Below are 17792 nucleotides of genomic sequence, written 5' to 3'. Positions count from 1 at the left end.
AAGTTAGATTCCGACAATGACGTAAGACTTGTCTAATCCTGAGCGGTGATTAGTTTAATTCCGGGTTATTCAAAGAACTTTATAGCGACGGTAGTACTCCGGCGTACACCCTGCCTGACGCTGGAACATGGCAATAAACGCCGATGCGCTGCTGTACCCCATGTCGAAGGCAATTTCCTGAATGCTGCGAGTACTGTCCAGTGCCTCGATCGAGGCGACGAATCGCAACCGTTGGCGCCACTGGCCAAAGCTCATGCCTAATTCTTTGACGAACTGCCGAGCCAGGGTCCGTTCGCTGACATGAATCCCGTCAGCCCACTGCGCCAGGGTCCGGTTATCACCGGGCGCCGCTTGCAGGGTTTCCAGAATGCCCAGCAGTCCCGCGCTGCTGGCATAAGGCAGGAAACCTTCATGCACCGGTGCCTGTTGCAGTTGGTCGACCAGGACCTGCGCCAGACGGGCGTCGGCGGCATGCTCAGGGATCTTGACGTCACGGCCGGCAAAGTCCTGGAGGATCGCCTTGATGATGTCACTGATGACCAGGGTGCATCCCTGCCCCGGCAAATCGCGGCAGATCGACGGCGCCAGGCAGACCGCCCGGTAGCTGATCGGTTGATCACTGTAAAAACTGTGTTCGGTCTGCGGCGGCACCCACACGGCGTACTGCGGTGGCGACATGAAGCGCCGCCCGGCGACTTCCATGTGCAAGACACCATGGGCCGAATATTCCAGGGTGCCCCACGGATGGCGATGCGCAGAAGCAAAACGGTGTGCGTCGAAATCGGCGTAGCGAAAGTACACCGGGGCCGGCAGTTCGCTGAAATCCAGCACATCAATGGGCTGACGGGGCATGTTGTCCGTATGCATAGGTTGTTTGTCTGGTTTGAAGTATAAGCATTGAACCAGACAACGGATAATCACCCTTCATCAATGCTCTGGTTTTCCCCATGCAATACGCGTATCCGCTGCTGGCCATCTTCATCTGGGCGGGCAACACCGTCATCACCAAAATGTCGGCCGGGGCGATTTTCCCCGCCGAGATCGGTTTCTATCGCTGGCTGCTCGCTGGCCTGCTGTTCACCCCGTTCATGCTCAAACCCGTCATCAGCCACTGGCCGCTGATACGCCCCAGCCTGGGCAAGATTTTCATCCTCGGCGTGCTCGGTATGGCGGTGTATCAGAGTCTGGCGTACTTTGCCGCGAGCCTGACCACGGCCACCAATATGGGCATCATCCTGTCGCTGATGCCGTTGATGTCGCTGGCAATGGCCATCATCAGCCTTGGCCAGCGCTTGACCGCTGGCGCCCTGGTCGGTGCGCTGCTGTCGTTCGCCGGCGTGCTGGTCGTGGTGTCGTCCGGCAGCCTCGGCACGCTGCTGGAGCATGGGGTCAACCTGGGTGACGCGATGATGCTGATCGCGACCCTGGCCTATGCGGTCTACAGCACCCTGCTGAAGAAATGGCAACTGCGCTTGCCGCCCCTGGTGCTGCTGTACCTGCAGGTGCTGGTGGCGGTGGTGGTGCTGTTGCCGTTGTTTGTCATCTCGGACAAGGTCGGCCCGACCCTGCACAACATTCCGCTGGTGTTGTACGCCTGCCTGCTGGCCTCGATGGTTGCGCCACTGGCGTGGATGCAGGCCGTGGTGCGCCTGGGCCCAAGCCGCACTACGCAGTTCTTCAACCTGCTGCCATTGCTCACCGCACTGATTGCCGCTGTGGTGCTGCATGAGCAGCTTGCGCTGTTCCACTTGGTGGGGGGCGCCCTGACCCTGGGCGGAGTGATTGTCTCGGAGCGCTGGACCCGGGTCCTCGGTCGCGCCTAAACCCCCGCCGCTTTCAAACGCTGCGCGTGCTCGACAAACAAGCGCACCGGATCGGCGCCCTTGCCCACCAGCCCCAGCGATTGGTTGACGATGTCGAAGTGATCCAGCGGGAAGTCATCGCCGATAACCGTGCCCAGGTGCGAGCTGTAGCGCCCGACCATGCCATCGCACTGCCCGGCCTCGCGCACGAAGGTGCGGGCAAACAGGCGGCAACTGCGGTTGCTGCCATCGAACAGGTTGCCGCCACGGTCGGTCTTGCCCGGCTGCAAGGTGCCCGACCAGGAGTAATAGCGCACGCCGTTGACCTCTTCGGCGCCCTGCCCGCCCCAGGTCTCGGGCAGCCCCTGTGGATAATGCTGGTTGAAGAGCGCCACGCCGGCGCTGGTCAGTGAGTTGTGGGAAGCGTGGACGTCTACCGGCCACTTGCGCACGTGATGTCCGGTTTCCAGCAGCCCAATCAGCCAGGCGACCACGTTCAACACGCCACTCAAGAATCGCCCCTTGGCACTCTCGGGCGGGTAGTGGCGATGCAGGTAGTCCGCCAATTCCGAGCCATGGTTGGGACCGGCGACCGAGGTCACCGATGCCACCAGGTCGGGCCGTTTGGCGGCGGCATAACGAGCGGTCAACGAGCCTTGGCTATGGCCGATCAAATTGACTTTATCTGCGCCGGTTTCCCGCAGGATCGACTGGATCTGCAGCAGCAGCTCTTCACCGCGCACCTCGTTGGAGTTGACCGGCGACACCTGCACAGCGATCACATTGGCACCGCCACGGCGCAAGGCCGGGATGATGCCGTACCAGTACGGATACAGCACCAGACGCACAAATCCGAGCATGCCCGGGACCAATACCAAGGGGTAACGCGTCGCGGTGTCCTGCGTCATGGACAGACTTCCTTGTAGTGGGCGTTCCAGCATCGTCAGGGCTGATGACAGCTTCACGATCAGTCTATGACAACGAAAAATCCGATAAAACTTTTCCTACGGCCCGCCACTCACACCTAAAGAACACGCCAATAGAGCGTATGCCTGCCGAATCAGCCCGAGGAAACCGAAATGAGTGACATCCAGTTATCCGATGTAAACACCCTGCGCCAGCGCGCCCGCATCCACGTCGAGAACGGTGCCGTGACTGAAGGCTACAGCGCCAATCGCGAAGAGGTGCTACGCCTGCTCAACGAATCGCTGGCCACCGAATTGGTCTGCGTGCTGCGTTATAAACGCCACTACTTCATGGCCGAAGGCCTGAAAGCCGCAGTCGCCGCCGACGAGTTCCTAGAGCACGCCACCCAGGAAGCCCAGCACGCCGACAAACTCGCCGAGCGCATTGTGCAGTTGGGAGGCGAGCCGGAGTTCAATCCCGACTTGCTGTCGAAAAACTCCCACGCCCAATACGTGGCGGGCAACACCCTCAAAGAGATGGTCTACGAAGACTTGGTCGCCGAGCGTATCGCGATCGACAGCTACCGCGAGATTATTCAGTACATTGGCGAAAAGGATCCGACTACGCGGCGGATTTTCGAAGACATCCTGGCTCAGGAAGAAGAGCATGCGGATGATATGGCGGATTTGCTGAAAGGATTGTAGGGGTTGGAAAAGCCTTGTTGTGGTGCACCACAACAAGGCCAGCAGTCAAAGCAGACCGACAAACTTGTCATCAGCAGGCGTGGATCCCAGGCTGAGCACTTTTTTATTGAGTGCATCCAGGAGTTGCTCCAGCACCAGCGTGCGAATCCCTCCTTTTTCATAGGCCTCACTGTTCATTGAATATTGCGTAAAGTCTATGCGCAGATTATCCACCGCCTCAAAAGGCTGGTTGAAAAAGCCAGCGCCAACCTCCTCATTGGTTTTGAAATGAATAAATACCGAGTGGATACTCGCTGCTGCGCCGAGCAAATTAACCCGCAGCACAACCTGTGAGGCCGGGGCGCCCTCTTCCCCGCTGTTTTGCAGTACCGTAGCCGCCCTAAGCGCCTTCCAACTTCCATGTTCCGTCGATAACTGCTCGACACCGGCGACTACCGACTCAAAGTCTTGCGCAGGACCGCCACCCAGAACGGGGTAGAGTTTCTCCTCAAGCAACTTACTCAGAACAAAACCCGCACCATCCTGTTCAACTACAATCGTTCGATCGTGCTCTCGATTCCATTTGAGATTAAGCAAGGCCTTATTATGTCGCGCACTCCAACTTTGCGCCTCAGCAAACACATTGAATTTTGATTTTGCGTACAGAGAACAATAGAGCAACGCACGAATAACATCACCTTGATACGATGATGAAAAACCTTGCGGAACATACACCAGCCCACCGTCTACGAGTAACAGGTCATCCTTTCCCATAAACATCTCCAGAGAAGCAAGTGCGGGCTAAACCACTAGCCCGCCTGCAACTTCAACTATCTGAATCATCGTAGCTCGCGAGCTTGGCCGACTTGAAGAAGGCCTCACTGTTCGCACCCAACGCTTCAAGAATCCAGTCCCTGACCCGCTCATGTTCGTCTATATTAAGTTCGATAACCGCAGCGGCTTTTTTCATTTTCACTTCGGACATGTTCCATTTCCAGAACCAGGCCCCACCCTGCTCTGTCTTCAGTTCACAGTCCATTGCGAGCAACGCGCTAATGGCCGTTCCCTTGGCTGATGACAGGCAGGGAACGATCCGAAAATCGGCGTCTTTACCGCTTTTACTGTTCTTGTCAAACAATGTGATCAGTCCATCGTTGGACTTTATCGTCCCGAAGGCGTCGCCCAACAGCTTCAACATTGCCGCTTTGTTGGGCCCGGCAACGGCACCGATAATATCCAGGACAATGGACTCCATGGTTATACTTTTCTGCTTGACGGTATGACTGGCATACTTATAGCCGGTGGTGGACCAGCCACAATATTTCATGGCAGTTGCATACTTGGCGTGCCACCTCATTGGCGTTTCGGCTTTGTTGGCATTACCGTCGGCGTACCGCTCTGCATAGGTGATACTGTCTCGTGCCGCTTGCGCGATGTCGCCATCAAGATTATCGGCAAAGGCAAGTGTGACTGGTTTGTCGTCACCCACAAGCAGCAGGCCGCCTTCTTCTTTGACGCCTTCCTCCTTGAGACCTTCATCTTCCCCTGCAAAGGACCTGATAGTCCTGGAAGCATGAAAGGGTGCAAGTACAGCACTATCAAAAAACGCAATACGCTCTTCGATACCGGGCATAAGATTGCTCATTTAAATATCCTTACTCAAATGATAGTTGGTTTCTGAACAACAGCCAAATGACTGTCACCCACAAACTAAACAAATACAATCACCGACACCAACGCACATTTACAACAACAAATTACCAAGCACTTAACAAACCTCGCACTTCACCCGCATGGAGCGCATCCAGTCCGTTATCAGCGCCCATTCAACGTCATTTGTTTTTCCAGCACAGTGATTATGCAGCTTCTTACCCCTTCACCGTCTTCGGCGCCTTCCCCATCTTCATCTGCTCCAACAGCGGCGCGCACTGATTGGCTTCACCGCCACTGGGTGCCACCAGCGCCAGCAGCCCGGCCGCCGGTCCCGCAATGACACCCAGCGCAACCATCCCGGCACCGCGTAGCATCAAGGGCACCGACTTGACCCCGGCATCCGGCTTGATGAATTTGCCGCGCACATACAAGGGTGAACGCAAGGAAATCAAACGCCATCCCTTGGACTCGGGAGTGATGGTCAAGTCCAACTGTTCGGTGGCCATATTGGCCGTGCCATCGATGTAGATAACTGCGTTCTCGGTGTCGAACACGAACAAACGCGAGGTGGCCAGGCCATCCTTGATACCGAAATCGGCGGCCGCACAATTGATCTTCACGTCCTTGTCGCCAAAGATCTTGCCGACCACATAGTTGCCCACGTTCAGCCCGGCCAACTCCATCAACTCGCGGCTGATTGCCCCGTCATTGATCAACATCTTCAGATCGCCATTGGCACTCCCCAACAACGCCGCCACCGAGTTGCCGCGACCACTAATATCGGCATCGCCGTTAAGTTCGCCGAAGCTGGTTTTCATCGGTTCAAAGGTCGGGAACAGCTGCTTGAGCTTGAAGCCACGCGCACTCAATCGGGCACGCCCCTGCAGCGGCGTGGCGTGCCCGTTCAAACGGATCTGCGCGTCCAGCTTGCCGCCCGCCACGCCAAAGCGCAGCGGTTCGAGACTGAGCTGGCCGTCATTGAGAATCACGTGGGCGTACAGGTCATTGAACGGCAGTTTTTCGCTGTGGACGATGCGCTTGCCGGTGAATTCGACATCTGCGTCCATGTCACGCCAGCGCTCGGTGCGAAACTCTTCGACCGGCAACAGTTTGTCCGCAGGCTGCTTGCTCTCTCCACCCCGCGCCTTTTGCTTGGCGTTGGAATCGGCACCGATCAGCGGCGCGAGGTCGGCGAACAGCAGTTGATTGGAGACCAGCGCCCCACTGAGTTTGGGTCGCGGCTGGCTGGCGACATACGTCAGGTTGCCATGGATGTCGCTGCTGCCGATGGTGCCGTTGAAGTCTTCGTAGCTGAATTTCGCGCCCTCGGACGCCCGCAGATTGGCGCTCAGGTGCCCGTCTGTGGCGTAAGGCGGCGAATCGGGAAGGGTCACGCCAGTCAACGGATAGAGATTACCGAGGCTATTGCCCGCCAATTTCAGACGCAGGTCCAGCGCACCGAGGTTCAACGGATCTGTCAGGGTCCCGGCCAGTTCGACCCGGGTAGCGGCGATTTGCACCTGAGCCTGCAGCGGAAAGGGTTTGGCCGAGTCTTGCAAGGCCAGCAAACCACCGACCTTGCCTTGGCCGTTGAGCGCCTGGCCGTGATACTGACCTTTGACCTTGATTGCGAAGGCGTAATCCTGTGGGGCCGCGCCCCGCTCCAGGGTTTTCTTCGCGAGCTTGTCACCGACAATGTCGCTGAACGGAATCGGCTTGCCCAACGGATCGATCAGCAGGTCGAGGCGGGTTTTCAGGCTTTGATCGTCGAGCGTGACGTGGCCCTTGTCGAAGCCGATCGAGCCGATATCGACCACCCAGTTCGACGGTTCGGCATCCGGATCCTTGGGATCGAAGGTGAACGTCCAGTTGGCGCGCCCATCAGCCAACCGCTGCAGTTGGGCATTGGGCTCTGTCAGGTCGATACGCGGAATCACCACCCGTTGCGCCAGCAGGGCCAGCGGCGAAACCCGTAGCTCTACGCGTTTGAGACTGGCCATCTGCGGCTGCTTGAGCCAGTCCGGATTGCCCAGACTAATGTCCTCTGCTACCACATGGGGCCACGGCACCCAGGCTCGCCAGCCGCCTTCGTCGGGTTCACGCTTCCAGATCACCGCCAGATTGCCATTGATCGCGAAGGGCCGATGCAGCTCCTCGGAGACCTTGGCATTGAGTGGCGGTTTGATTCGGTTCCAATCAAAGAACGCGATGATCACCAGCAGTACCGCCAACAACAGCACCAGGCTGGCGAGGACCCAGGCGAAAATTTTTCCGGTGCGCGTCATTGCACAAAGCTCCTGATCACTGCTCGGCGTCCTGACGGCGACGCACGTTGAAAATTCCGGGCCGAAAATCGACCGTCTCTGCAAACTACGACTGGCAAATGGCCCGCAGGTTTAATGAAAAAGCCGATTCAGCGGCAAATAAGCGGTTTTTTCCTGATCAATCCGACAACAAGCTGTTACCTCGCCCGCACTTTTATGACCCACACCTGAGTCGAAAATACCCACATCAGTGCTGAAACGCTCGCCGGAAACGCCCGTTCTAGAGCCTTCCAGTAGAACCATCAATTCCGTTGATTATTACCATTGTCCTTATGAACTTTTATATCGATTTATCGAGAGTAGCATTGGCTTCGTACCCACTTTGTCGCCCACCTACGGAGCACACGATCATGAAACGCCAATTACTGCTGAGCCTGACCCTCTCGATCCTTGCCGCCAACGCATTTGCCCTGCCCGCCGCCGAGCAAGCAACCCCGCAAGTCAAAGCCGAACACTCGGTGTTCAGCCAGACCGTTGCCGAAGGTGGTTCTGACCGTCTGCTGGAACGCAACAAAGTAGCCGCAGATGGCTTCGACCGCACTCCACAAGGCCAGACCATTGCCGAAGGTGGTCGTGATCGCCTGGAAGAAAAAGGTCTGGTTGAAGACGGCTATGACCGTACCCCACAAGGTCAGGTGGTTGCCGAAGGTGGTGGTGACCGTGTGATCGACCGCAACAGCACTGTGAGCTGAGCCCATGGTGGCCTGGAAAAAAGCCCGACTCCCTGGAGTCGGGCTTTGACTTTGTAAACCATGCATTTCCCCGCGACACCCTTCTCGCCTGCACCTGCCAATGCCAGTTCGACGCCAGCGAAGCCGATTTGCTAGAGTGCGCCGCCGTCCCTGATTAGAAGTCAGCCACCCGATGCCGCCCCGCGCCGAACAGAAACAACAGACCCGCCACGCCCTGATGGACGCCGCTCGCCATCTGATGGAGTGTGGCCGGGGATTTGGCAGCCTGAGCCTGCGTGAAGTGGCGAAAACCGCCGGGATTGTCCCCACCGGGTTCTACCGTCACTTCGCCGATATGGATCAACTGGGCCTGGAGCTGGTCAGCGAGGTCGGCCAGACCTTCCGTGAAACCATTCGCCTGGTACGCCACAACGAATTCGTCATGGGCGGCATCATCGACGCTTCGGTTCGGATCTTCCTCGACGTGGTCGCCGCCAACCGTTCGCAGTTTCTGTTCCTCGCCCGCGAGCAATACGGCGGTTCTTTGCCGGTACGGCAGGCCATCGGTCAATTGCGCGAGAACATCAGCGCGGACCTGGCTGCCGACCTGTCGTTGATGCCCAAGTTGCAGCACCTGGACCTGGCCGGCTTGTCAGTGATCGCCGACCTGATCGTCAAAAGTGTGTTCGCTACCCTGCCCGATATCATCGATCCGCCCGCCGAGGCGCTGCCCGAGCATCTGACCCCGCAGGCGAAGATCACCCAGCAGTTGCGCTTCATTTTCATCGGCCTCAAGCACTGGCAGGGATTGGGCAGTACCGAATAGCCCAATCACCGCACCGCGTGAAAGCGCTTGCCGAAGGTGAAGCTTTTCTTCCAGTAACTGTTGGTCAATGAGTCGATACGGGTGTTCTTGCCTGTGCGCGGCGAGTGAATGAACTTGCCCTCGCCGACATAAAGTCCCACATGGTTGATTTGCTGACGCCCGTTGCCCTTGAAAAACACCGCGTCGCCCGGTTTCAGGGCACCGCGCTTGATGGTTGCCGCACTGGAACGTTGCATCGCCCCGGTGGTGCGTGGCAGTTGGAGATTGGCCTCGGTCTTGAACAGATACACCAGCAAACCGCTGCAATCGAATCCTTGCGCCTGAGTCGCGCCACCCCATTTGTAAGGCGTGCCCAAGAGTTCGTGGGCACGGTCGACAACGTTCTCGATGGACGGCTGCGGCACAGCCTGCAACGCCGAGCCGAATGGTTTTGGGGTGAGGCTGCGCGAGTCGAGATTGGCCCAAGCCGCTGAAGTAAGGAGCAGCAGACTAATAAGCACTAAAAATGTAAATACCCTGCACATAACGGATACCGTCGCGGATTAAACACGGGGCGGCATCCTAGTGGCCTGCAAAGTAAGCACATGTACGCCCGATCCGTCATTCCTGTAGGACTAGTCCTTAAATCAGGCATGGAACAACAAGTTGTTGATTTCCCGTGCGTTTTTCCGGCGTCTACACGACGCACGGTTTCGGCGCAATAAACATTGCGCACGCACCACAATGAAACATTTCGCAACCTGTAGTCCATGGCTCGCCTGGCACATAGCCAATACCTACAGGACTTTCCTACACCCGAGCGGGTTGGCAAGCCCCTTGCTCTAGCGTGCTTATTGCTCATCGCTGGAAGCTGCCTGATGCTGGTAATCCGTCGCCGAATCGCCCCACAACCCCTTTGGACCGCAGAGCTGCTGCTGAGCTTTGAAGCCCGCAGCAAAAGCCGCCTGCGCTGTTTCAGTGTCGACGGCGAAGACGTCGGTCTGTTCCTCGAGCGCGGTCAACCACCGCTCTACGACGGCGAGTGCCTGCAAGCAGAGGACGGACGCATCGTGCGCGTTTGCGCGCGCCCCGAACAACTGCTGCACGTCACCTGCGCCAATGCCTTCGAACTGACACGCGCCGCGTACCACTTGGGCAACCGGCATGTCGCCCTGCAAGTGGGTGATGGCTGGCTGCGCCTGCTCGACGACTACGTCCTGCAGGCGATGCTCGAGCAACTGGGCGCCCGCACCGAACGCATCGAGGCCGGGTTCCAGCCTGAGCATGGCGCCTACGGCGGTGGCCATCATCATTCGCGACACGGCGACGAAGACTTCAACTACGCGCCGAAGCTGCACCAGTTTGGCGTGCGCTTGTGAATCCGGCATGGGCCCTGCTGCGCCTGGCCAGCCCGCAGCTGCCGATTGGTGGCTACAGCTACTCTCAGGGCCTGGAAATGGCTGTGGATAACGGCCGCGTCTGCGATCCCGGGACGGCAAGGCGCTGGATCAGCGACCAGTTGCTGCTCAACCTCGCTCGCTTCGAAGCGCCTTTGCTGCTCGCCCATTGTCGCGCCGCCGCCGAGGACAATTGGCCGCTGTTAAGCCAGCACTGCGAACAGCACCGCGCCAGTCGAGAAACCCGCGAGTTGCATCAGGAGAGCCGGCAGATGGGTTACTCCCTGCAACAACTGCTCAATGGCTTGCCGGAACTGGACGCCAGCGCCCGCGCTTTCCTTGAGCAAAATCCCGAACCACACCTGGCCCTGGCTTGGGCCCTGGCCGCCCGTGTCTGGCACATCAGCCCGCAGGACGCCCTGGCTGCCTGGCTGTGGAGCTGGCTGGAAAACCAGTTGGCGGTGCTGATGAAAACCTTGCCGCTGGGCCAGCAGGCCGCACAGCGCCTGACCAGTGAACTGCTGCCGCTGCTGCAACAGGCCCAGCAGGATGCCTCGACGATTGATCCCCAACACTGCGGCAGCGCCGCTTTCGGCCTGTCCCTGGCGTGCATGGCCCATGAACGCCAGTACAGCCGCCTGTTTCGTTCCTAGGAGAAGCACATGAACACACAACCCCTGCGAGTCGGTATCGGTGGCCCGGTTGGCTCCGGCAAAACCGCGCTGACCCTCGCCCTGTGCCTGGCCCTGCGCGATCGCTACAACCTGGCAGTGGTCACCAACGACATCTACACCCGCGAAGACGCCGACTTCCTGGTGCGCAACGAGGCCCTGGCCCCCGAGCGCATCATCGGCGTGGAAACCGGCGGCTGCCCGCACACGGCAATTCGCGAGGACGCCTCGATCAACCTCGAAGCGGTGGATCAACTGAACCGCCGGTTTCCCGGGCTGGACCTGATTCTGGTGGAGTCCGGTGGCGACAACCTGTCGGCGACCTTCAGCCCGGAACTCTCCGACCTGACGATCTATGTGATCGATGTCTCGGCCGGCGACAAGCTGCCACGCAAAGGCGGGCCGGGGATCTGCAAATCCGACCTGCTGGTGATCAACAAGATCGACCTGGCGCCGCTGGTGGGTGCATCGCTGTCGATGATGGACAGCGATACGCAGCGCATGCGCAACGGCAAGCCTTTCGTCTTCAGTAACCAGAAAATCGGCCAGGGCCTTGAGGAAATCATCGCCTTCATCGAACGCCAGGGGCTGCTGACCGCTGCCTGACACTTATCCACAAGCCACTCAACAAGGACGCTTATTCATGACACTTCATCGCCTTTTCGCCGCTGCGGCACTACTGCTCACTCCGGCCCTGGCCTTCGCTCATCCGGGGCACGGTGATAATGGCCTGCTGGCCGGCATCAGCCACCCGATCGGCGGCCTCGACCACCTGCTGGCCATGCTCGCCGTCGGCTTGTGGGCCGCCCAGCAACAGGGCACCGCACGCTGGGCGCTGCCCTGCACCTTCGTCGGCACCATGCTGCTGGGCGGCGTGCTGGGCTTCGAGGGCCTGGAGCTGCCGGCGCTGGAAAGCGGAATAGCCGCCTCAGTGCTGGCACTGGGCCTGGCCGTGGCGCTCGCCGTACGCCCACCGCTAAGCCTGGCGGTCACGGCGACAGCGCTATTCGCCCTGTTCCATGGCGTGGCCCATGGACTGGAACTGCCCGACATGTCGAGCCCCTGGACCTACGCCGCCGGTTTCGTCCTCGCCACTGCGGCTTTGCACGCAGCCGGTTATGGGCTTGTGCGGGTATTGCCGCAAGCCGCTGCGCCGCTAGTGCGGGTAGCCGGGGCAGTGTCGGCCGGCATGGGCGCCTGGCTTATGGTGGGATAAGAGCAGTGGCAAGCTGCAAGCACGATCAGGAGCCAACGCGGCTGCGCATTAACTTGTGGCTTGCCGCTTGCAACTTGTGCTCCTCTGCTACCATGTCGCGCAACCATTACCGCCGTGACGACGCCCGCCAATGCCCCATGCTCCCCGCTCTGCCCCCCAGCCTGAACTGACCGCTCTGTTTGCCACGGTGCAAGCGCATTTCCGGCAGGTCATCGTGCCGCTGTGGCAAGGTCCGGGCTGGAATGCCGACATGGCGCTGCCCTACGAAGCGCTGGACGCCGCGCAACAACCCTTGCCGCCACAACGCTACCGGGCGATGGCCTGCGCGCGCCAGCTGTACCTGTTCGCCAGCCTGATCGGCGAAGTGACAGGTGCCGAGGAGCGGGCGGCGGCGTTGTTCCGCTCACTGCAACGGCATTTCCACGACGCCGAGCATGGCGGCTGGTTCTACAGCATTGATGCCCAGGGCGCACCGCTCGACACCCGTAAAGACCTCTACACCCACGCCTTCATCCTCTTTGCCTGCGCTCACTACTGGTCCAGGGTCAAGGAGCCGCTGGTGGAGTCCGTACTTAATGCCGCCCTGGAAGTGATCGCCCAGCGCTTTGCCACGGATGACGGCCTGTACGAAGCCAGCCTTGATCGCGACTGGTCGTCATTGAACTCGGGCCCTCTGCAAAATCCGCTGATGCATTTGGCCGAAGCCTTCCTCGCGACCCTCGCAGTACGCGATGACGCTCCGGTCAGCGATGCGCTGAACGCGCTGTGCGCAGCGATGCACAAACACTTCATCGACCCACAACACGGGGTGATGATGGAGAAACCGCTGGGAGCTGTGGATAACTGGTTCGAGCCCGGTCACCAGTTCGAATGGTTTTTCCTCCTGGATTCGTCGACCACCCTTCAGGGATCGCCGTTACACGCTTCGTTGACCGGCGCGTTTGCCTTCACCGAACAACGAGGCGTCGATCCGCAGACTGGTGCGGTCGCCGCCATGCTGGAGCTGGATCAGGCCGAAGCGCCACGCGATGCCACCCAGCGCATCTGGGCCCAGGCCGAGTACCTGCGTGCGCTGACACTGCGTCCGCACAGCCAGGCGGCGCTGCTGCGCCAATTGACGGCCTTGCAGCAACGCTTCCTGCACAGTGATGGTTGGTACGAATGCCTCGATGCCCAAGGCGTGGTCAGTCGCCAGGACATGCCTTCGACCACGCCTTACCACCTGGCGACCTGCTACGCCGGACTGGCCGCCTACTGCGCCTGAGGACTACTCAGCCCTTGGCGCCACGATCGATGGCAAAGCCACCCCAGGTCTGACTCACCGGCATCAACTCGAGACGGTTGATGTTGATGTGCGCCGGTGCGTTGAGCACCCAGAAAATGGTCTCGGCAATATCTTCCGGCTGGATCGGCTCGGCACCGGCGTAAGTGGCGTCGTAACGCGCTTGGTCACCGCCGAAGCGCACCAGCGAGAATTCGCTTTCACACAGCCCCGGCTCGATGTTGCTGACGCGCACGCCGGTGCCCTGCAGATCGCAACGCAGGTTCAGCGAGAACTGTTTGACGAATGCCTTGCTTGCGCCATACACGTGGCTGCCCGGGTACGGGTAATTGCCGGCGATCGAACCGAGGTTGATGATCCCCGCGCCACGGCCATGGGCGATCAAGCGCGGCAACAGCAGGCGGGTGCTGTACATCAGGCCCTTGATGTTGGTGTCGACCATGGTGTCCCAGTCATCCAGGTCGCATTTCGGCGCAGGATCCACGCCGAGGGCCAGGCCGGCATTGTTGATAAGTCCGCGCAAGGTGGCGAACGACGGTGGCAGGTTGCTAATGGCCGCTTCCATGGCCTTGCGATCACGCACGTCAAGAACCAGGCCATGGACCTCGGTCTGCGCCGACAATTCGGCGCACAGGGCATTCAGACGCTCTTCACGACGACCGGTCAGCACCAGCTTCCAGCCAGCCGCAGCAAAACGCCGGGCGCAGGCTTCACCAAAACCGGACGTGGCGCCGGTAATAAACAGGGTGTTGGACATCGTGCTCTCCTTGATCGGGCTGCTACACAGCCGGTGTAATGAACCATCAGCCGGCAGCATGCCCGGCCCGCTTGCGGTGGGCAACCTCGGGTTTATTGGACAAAAAATGATCAGGTTGCGCAAAGCCTTTAAAACCGTGGCCTGCAGCTCATTACACCCACCTTATCCACAGTCCGGCCCACATTCTCTGGGGGCAACTCGAAACCCTGCACACCGCTATCCACAAGGCTTTGCGCGGAAAATGCAAAGTTTTTTGCTTGACCCGGCCCCTCACCCGTGTAGCTCTTGCGCATCAATTCGACCGCGCGGTCAACTTGGCAATGGCGCCAAGCCAGCAACCACGCCGCTTTGCGAGGTCTTTCCAGAGTTTAACCACAGACTTATCCACAGGCATGCCCAGTCATATTTGACCGGGTTTGCCGAACAATAAAAAGGTTGACATCCTGCGGTTACGACTCGCAAAAAAGCACTGATCAAAAAACAATCAATCGCCTGGAAGCCACGTTTTATAAGGCCTTGATGGAGTTGCACCCACGTTACCCACAGCCCGCTCCACAGCAAACGGGGACAAGTCAAAAGCCCAGAAAAACAGCCATTTGCAGCGGCTTTATGTCGCGCTTTAGCAGCATGTACGAATTGTTTTCCACAATTTCAACGGTGGAGGCGCAAGGCAGGCTTTTACCCAGACGTAAAAAAGCCCCGAGCTTGCGCGTCGAGGCTTGTGGATAACCGCGCGAATCAGTGCCCGCCCAAATAGGCGTTACGCACCTCCTCGTTTACCAACAGCTCTTTGCCAGTGCCGGTCAGACGAATCTGCCCGTTCACCATCACATAGGCGCGATCCGACAAGCGCAGCGCGTGGTTGGCGTTCTGCTCGACCAAAAAAATGGTCATGCCGGTGCTCGCCAGCTCCCGCAGGGTGGCGAAGATCTGCTTCACCACGATCGGCGCAAGCCCCAGGCTCGGCTCATCGAGCAGCAGCAGCTTGGGACGGCTCATCAGCGCCCGGGCGATGGCCAGCATCTGCTGCTCGCCACCGGACATGGTCATGGCTCGCTGGTTACGCCGTTCCTTGAGCCGCGGAAACAGCTCGAACATGCGCTGCATGTCTTCGGCCGCGTACTTGTCGCCGATGGGGATAGTGCCCATCTGCAGGTTCTCCTCAACGGTCATGTCAGGGAAAACCCGCCGCCCTTCCGGCGATTGGGCAATGCCGTTGGAGGCAATGTAGTGCGACGACTTGTGGGTAATGTCCACACCCTGGTAAATGATCTGCCCATCGGCGGCGCGCGGCTGGCCGAAGATCGACATCAAAAGCGTCGACTTGCCGGCGCCGTTGGAGCCGATCAGGCTGACGGTTTCACCCTCATTGATGTGCAGCGAGACTTTCTTCAGGGCCTGGATCGGTCCGTAGAACACGTCCAGCTCCTTAAGTTCGAGGATCGGCTGGCTCATACCACCTCCTCCTCGTCAGCACCCAGGTAGGCGGCGATCACTTTCGGATCGCTACGAATCGCTTCGGGTCCGCCTTCGGCGATCACGTTGCCGTGGTCCAGCACCACAATGTGGTCAGAGATGCTCATTACCATGCCCATGTCGTGTTCGATCAGTACCACGGTCAGATCGTGCTCATCGCGCAGTACCCGGATCATCGCGCTCAGCGCTTCGGTTTCCTGCGGGTTGAGGCCGGCAGCCGGCTCGTCGAGGCAAATGATTTGCGGCCGAGTGCACATGGCCCTGGCGATTTCCAGGCGCCGCTGTTGGCCGTAGGACAATTCGCCAGCCAGACGGTTGGCGCAGTCCACCAGATCGACCACCTCCAGCCAATAGAACGCGCAGTCCAGCGCATCGCTCTCAGCCTTGCGATAGCCCTTGGTATTGAGGATGCCGGCCAACATGTTGCGGTTGACCCACATGTGCTGGGCCACCAGCAGGTTTTCCAACACCGACATTTCCTTGAACAGGCGAATGTTCTGGAAGGTTCGGGCCAGGCCGGCGCGGTTCACCAGGTGGGTGCCGCCGAACATTTTGTAGTACAGGCGTGAGGCGAAGTTTTTCGGCGAAACGAAGTCGGTCGCCTTGAACGATTCTCCCAGCAGCTGGATGACATTGGTTTGCTTGCCGCGGGTGTTGAGCTCGATCTTGCCACCCGACGCCTTGTAGAAACCGGTCAGGCAGTTGAACACCGTGGTCTTGCCGGCCCCGTTGGGGCCGATCAGGGCGAAGATCGAGTTGCGATGGACTTTAAGACTGACGTCACTGAGGGCTTTGATACCGCCGAAGTGCATCATCAGCTTCTCTACACTGAGTACGACTTCACTCATGGCCCTGCCCCCTTTCATACGCTATGGCACCTTTACGCGGGGTCACGCCCGTCCGGCTGATCCGGATCAGCCCGCGTGGCCGCCAGATCATCATCAACACCATGAGAATGCCGAACAGCAGCACCCGGTACTCAGCGAAGCCACGCAGCAACTCTGGAGCAACGGTCAGGACGAACGCGGCGATCACTACGCCAATGGTCGAGCCCATGCCGCCGAGCACCACGATCGCGAGGATCAGCGCCGATTCGAAGAAGGTGAACGAGGTCGGGTTGACGAAGCCCTGGTAGGTGGCGAAGAACACCCCAGCCAGGCCTGCGGTCGAAGCACCGATGGTGAATGCCGAGAGCTTCACCAGTACATGGTTCAGGCCCATGGACCGGCAAGCGATTTCATCTTCACGCAGAGCTTCCCAGGCACGGCCGACCGGCATACGGGTCAGGCGGTGCTTGATGTACAGCACGGCCAGCACCACCAGGAACAGCACGGCGTAGATGAAGTAGTACTTCACATCAGGGTTATAGGCGATGCCGAAGAACTCATGGAACGGCACTCCACCCTCTTTCGCCCGTTTGCCGAACTCCAGGCCGAAGAAGGTCGGCAAGGGCGCCGGCATACCGTTCGGACCGCCGGTGAGCGATAACCAGTTGTTGAGGATCAGGCGGATGATTTCACCGAAGCCCAAGGTCACGATTGCCAGGTAGTCACCGTGCGGCGCAACACCGGGAAGCCGAGTATGCAGCCGGCCAGCGCGGCAGTGATTGCCGCCAGCGGCAGCACTGTCCAGAAGCCCAGACCCAGATACTGGTAGCCCAGCGCCAGACCGTAAGCGCCGATGGCGTAGAACGCCACGTAACCCAGGTCGAGCAAGCCGGCCAGGCCGACCACAATGTTCAAGCCCAGTCCCAGCAACACGTAGATCAAGCCGAGGATCACCACCCCCAGCAGGTAGGAGTTGGAGAAGAACGGGAAGATCACGGCAATCGCGATCACCAGCGGGATGATCCAGCGCAGGCGCGACTTGTAGTCGGGCGCCAGCACATGTACTCCAGAGCCGGTGGACTCGAAACCTTCAAGAATCCGCCGGCCCTTGCTGGTCTGCAGGAACAGGCTCAGGGCAAAGCGCCCGGCCATGACCACGGCGACGATCCACGCCACCCGCGTCGGTTCCAGATTGAAGCTGTAGCCGTCGAGCACCACCCCGACAATCGGGCCGAAGACGATGAGGGCAATCAGGCCGGCGAGAATCGCGTCGACCACACTTTGTTTGATATCGATGGATTTCTTATGGGTTGCAGACATCG

The 17792-nt window shown here is 59.4% G+C and carries 18 protein-coding genes and 1 pseudogene; 9 read left to right on the top strand and 10 right to left on the bottom strand.

The window, feature by feature from the left end:
* Positions 1–69: 69 nt before the first annotated feature.
* Positions 70–852 carry a helix-turn-helix transcriptional regulator gene (locus NR126_RS15805; RefSeq protein WP_256830591.1) on the bottom strand — a complete coding sequence of 261 codons (783 nt, stop codon included), beginning with the start codon at positions 850–852 and terminating at the stop codon, positions 70–72.
* Positions 853–947: 95 nt separating this feature from the next.
* Here NR126_RS15805 and NR126_RS15800 point away from each other — a divergent pair, with 95 nt between their 5' ends.
* On the top strand, positions 948–1823 hold the full coding sequence (locus NR126_RS15800) for a DMT family transporter (RefSeq protein WP_256830590.1): 876 nt from the start codon (positions 948–950) through the stop codon (positions 1821–1823).
* Here NR126_RS15800 and NR126_RS15795 read toward each other — a convergent pair.
* Positions 1820–2710: a triacylglycerol lipase gene (locus NR126_RS15795; protein ID WP_105753987.1), complete on the bottom strand. Its 891-nt coding sequence runs from the start codon at positions 2708–2710 to the stop codon at positions 1820–1822. The two genes, NR126_RS15800 and NR126_RS15795, sit on opposite strands and share 4 nt — an antisense overlap.
* Positions 2711–2881: 171 nt before the next feature.
* Between NR126_RS15795 and NR126_RS15790 the strand changes: the two genes are divergently transcribed.
* Positions 2882–3412, top strand: a complete 531-nt coding sequence (locus NR126_RS15790; RefSeq protein ID WP_256830589.1) for a bacterioferritin — start codon at positions 2882–2884, stop codon at positions 3410–3412.
* 45 nt (positions 3413–3457) lie between these two features.
* Here NR126_RS15790 and NR126_RS15785 read toward each other — a convergent pair whose 3' ends face one another.
* From NR126_RS15785 to NR126_RS15775, 3 genes are all read right to left on the bottom strand, one after another.
* Positions 3458–4165 (bottom strand): hypothetical protein, encoded by a 708-nt coding sequence (locus NR126_RS15785; protein ID WP_256830588.1) that lies wholly within the window; start codon positions 4163–4165, stop codon positions 3458–3460.
* A gap of 52 nt (positions 4166–4217) precedes the next feature.
* Positions 4218–5036, bottom strand: coding sequence for a hypothetical protein (locus tag NR126_RS15780; RefSeq protein ID WP_105753989.1), 819 nt, complete (start codon positions 5034–5036; stop codon positions 4218–4220).
* A gap of 223 nt (positions 5037–5259) precedes the next feature.
* On the bottom strand, positions 5260–7329 hold the full coding sequence (locus NR126_RS15775; protein ID WP_256830587.1) for an AsmA family protein: 2070 nt from the start codon (positions 7327–7329) through the stop codon (positions 5260–5262).
* A gap of 389 nt (positions 7330–7718) precedes the next feature.
* On the opposite strand from NR126_RS15775, the gene NR126_RS15770 reads away from it, so the two are divergent.
* Together NR126_RS15770 and NR126_RS15765 are read left to right on the top strand one after the other, a co-directional pair.
* The gene (locus NR126_RS15770; protein WP_027617569.1) at positions 7719–8060 is read left to right on the top strand and encodes a hypothetical protein; all 342 of its coding nucleotides are present in this window, start codon (positions 7719–7721) and stop codon (positions 8058–8060) included.
* A gap of 172 nt (positions 8061–8232) precedes the next feature.
* Positions 8233–8865: a TetR family transcriptional regulator gene (locus tag NR126_RS15765; protein WP_027617568.1), complete on the top strand. Its 633-nt coding sequence runs from the start codon at positions 8233–8235 to the stop codon at positions 8863–8865.
* A gap of 5 nt (positions 8866–8870) precedes the next feature.
* Here the strand turns inward: NR126_RS15765 and NR126_RS15760 are convergent, their stop codons facing one another.
* Positions 8871–9389: a C40 family peptidase gene (locus NR126_RS15760; RefSeq protein WP_256830586.1), complete on the bottom strand. Its 519-nt coding sequence runs from the start codon at positions 9387–9389 to the stop codon at positions 8871–8873.
* A gap of 333 nt (positions 9390–9722) precedes the next feature.
* Between NR126_RS15760 and ureE the strand changes: the two genes are divergently transcribed.
* From ureE to NR126_RS15735, 5 genes are all read left to right on the top strand, one after another.
* On the top strand, positions 9723–10223 hold the full coding sequence (gene ureE, locus NR126_RS15755; protein WP_027617566.1) for an urease accessory protein UreE: 501 nt from the start codon (positions 9723–9725) through the stop codon (positions 10221–10223).
* Positions 10220–10894 carry an urease accessory UreF family protein gene (locus NR126_RS15750; RefSeq protein WP_256830585.1) on the top strand — a complete coding sequence of 225 codons (675 nt, stop codon included), beginning with the start codon at positions 10220–10222 and terminating at the stop codon, positions 10892–10894. The genes ureE and NR126_RS15750 overlap by 4 nt, the downstream gene beginning before the upstream one ends.
* 9 nt (positions 10895–10903) lie before the next feature.
* Entirely contained in the window at positions 10904–11518 is a 615-nt protein-coding gene (gene ureG / locus NR126_RS15745) for an urease accessory protein UreG (RefSeq protein ID WP_256830584.1), read from the top strand.
* Positions 11519–11555: 37 nt separating this feature from the next.
* The gene (locus NR126_RS15740) at positions 11556–12128 is read left to right on the top strand and encodes a HupE/UreJ family protein (RefSeq protein WP_027617563.1); all 573 of its coding nucleotides are present in this window, start codon (positions 11556–11558) and stop codon (positions 12126–12128) included.
* A 130-nt stretch (positions 12129–12258) separates the two neighbouring features.
* Complete coding sequence (locus NR126_RS15735) at positions 12259–13392, top strand: AGE family epimerase/isomerase (protein ID WP_027617562.1); 1134 nt, start codon at positions 12259–12261, stop codon at positions 13390–13392.
* A 7-nt stretch (positions 13393–13399) separates the two neighbouring features.
* Here the strand turns inward: NR126_RS15735 and NR126_RS15730 are convergent, their stop codons facing one another.
* The 4 genes and pseudogenes from NR126_RS15730 to livM form a co-directional block, all read right to left on the bottom strand.
* Positions 13400–14167, bottom strand: a complete 768-nt coding sequence (locus NR126_RS15730; RefSeq protein WP_027617561.1) for an SDR family oxidoreductase — start codon at positions 14165–14167, stop codon at positions 13400–13402.
* Positions 14168–14905: 738 nt separating this feature from the next.
* Positions 14906–15622 (bottom strand): ABC transporter ATP-binding protein, encoded by a 717-nt coding sequence (locus tag NR126_RS15725; RefSeq protein ID WP_027617560.1) that lies wholly within the window; start codon positions 15620–15622, stop codon positions 14906–14908.
* Positions 15619–16491, bottom strand: coding sequence for an ATP-binding cassette domain-containing protein (locus NR126_RS15720; RefSeq protein ID WP_027617559.1), 873 nt, complete (start codon positions 16489–16491; stop codon positions 15619–15621). The genes NR126_RS15725 and NR126_RS15720 overlap by 4 nt, the downstream gene beginning before the upstream one ends.
* A pseudogene (livM, locus tag NR126_RS15715) lies at positions 16484–17790 on the bottom strand (high-affinity branched-chain amino acid ABC transporter permease LivM). Before livM ends, NR126_RS15720 begins: the two are co-directional and overlap by 8 nt.
* Positions 17791–17792 lie beyond the last annotated feature (2 nt).

The organism is Pseudomonas sp. Pse1, assembly GCF_024519635.1.
In the GTDB taxonomy this organism is placed as follows: Bacteria; Pseudomonadota; Gammaproteobacteria; order Pseudomonadales; family Pseudomonadaceae; genus Aquipseudomonas.
Note: the sequence above shows the minus strand (reverse complement) of the source record. Positions and strands in the feature narration are given on the sequence as shown.

What these genes read in the sequence shown, in the direction of transcription:
- NR126_RS15805 (WP_256830591.1), bottom strand. Translation starts at nt 852, where the DNA reads ATGCCCCGTCAGCCCATTGATGTGCTGGATTTCAGCGAACTGCCGGCC.
- NR126_RS15800 (WP_256830590.1), top strand. Translation starts at nt 948, where the DNA reads ATGCAATACGCGTATCCGCTGCTGGCCATCTTCATCTGGGCGGGCAAC.
- NR126_RS15795 (WP_105753987.1), bottom strand. Translation starts at nt 2,710, where the DNA reads ATGACGCAGGACACCGCGACGCGTTACCCCTTGGTATTGGTCCCGGGC.
- NR126_RS15790 (WP_256830589.1), top strand. Translation starts at nt 2,882, where the DNA reads ATGAGTGACATCCAGTTATCCGATGTAAACACCCTGCGCCAGCGCGCC.
- NR126_RS15785 (WP_256830588.1), bottom strand. Translation starts at nt 4,165, where the DNA reads ATGGGAAAGGATGACCTGTTACTCGTAGACGGTGGGCTGGTGTATGTT.
- NR126_RS15780 (WP_105753989.1), bottom strand. Translation starts at nt 5,036, where the DNA reads ATGAGCAATCTTATGCCCGGTATCGAAGAGCGTATTGCGTTTTTTGAT.
- NR126_RS15775 (WP_256830587.1), bottom strand. Translation starts at nt 7,329, where the DNA reads ATGACGCGCACCGGAAAAATTTTCGCCTGGGTCCTCGCCAGCCTGGTG.
- NR126_RS15770 (WP_027617569.1), top strand. Translation starts at nt 7,719, where the DNA reads ATGAAACGCCAATTACTGCTGAGCCTGACCCTCTCGATCCTTGCCGCC.
- NR126_RS15765 (WP_027617568.1), top strand. Translation starts at nt 8,233, where the DNA reads ATGCCGCCCCGCGCCGAACAGAAACAACAGACCCGCCACGCCCTGATG.
- NR126_RS15760 (WP_256830586.1), bottom strand. Translation starts at nt 9,389, where the DNA reads ATGTGCAGGGTATTTACATTTTTAGTGCTTATTAGTCTGCTGCTCCTT.
- ureE (WP_027617566.1), top strand. Translation starts at nt 9,723, where the DNA reads ATGCTGGTAATCCGTCGCCGAATCGCCCCACAACCCCTTTGGACCGCA.
- ureG (WP_256830584.1), top strand. Translation starts at nt 10,904, where the DNA reads ATGAACACACAACCCCTGCGAGTCGGTATCGGTGGCCCGGTTGGCTCC.
- NR126_RS15740 (WP_027617563.1), top strand. Translation starts at nt 11,556, where the DNA reads ATGACACTTCATCGCCTTTTCGCCGCTGCGGCACTACTGCTCACTCCG.
- NR126_RS15735 (WP_027617562.1), top strand. Translation starts at nt 12,259, where the DNA reads ATGCCCCATGCTCCCCGCTCTGCCCCCCAGCCTGAACTGACCGCTCTG.
- NR126_RS15730 (WP_027617561.1), bottom strand. Translation starts at nt 14,167, where the DNA reads ATGTCCAACACCCTGTTTATTACCGGCGCCACGTCCGGTTTTGGTGAA.
- NR126_RS15725 (WP_027617560.1), bottom strand. Translation starts at nt 15,622, where the DNA reads ATGAGCCAGCCGATCCTCGAACTTAAGGAGCTGGACGTGTTCTACGGA.
- NR126_RS15720 (WP_027617559.1), bottom strand. Translation starts at nt 16,491, where the DNA reads ATGAGTGAAGTCGTACTCAGTGTAGAGAAGCTGATGATGCACTTCGGC.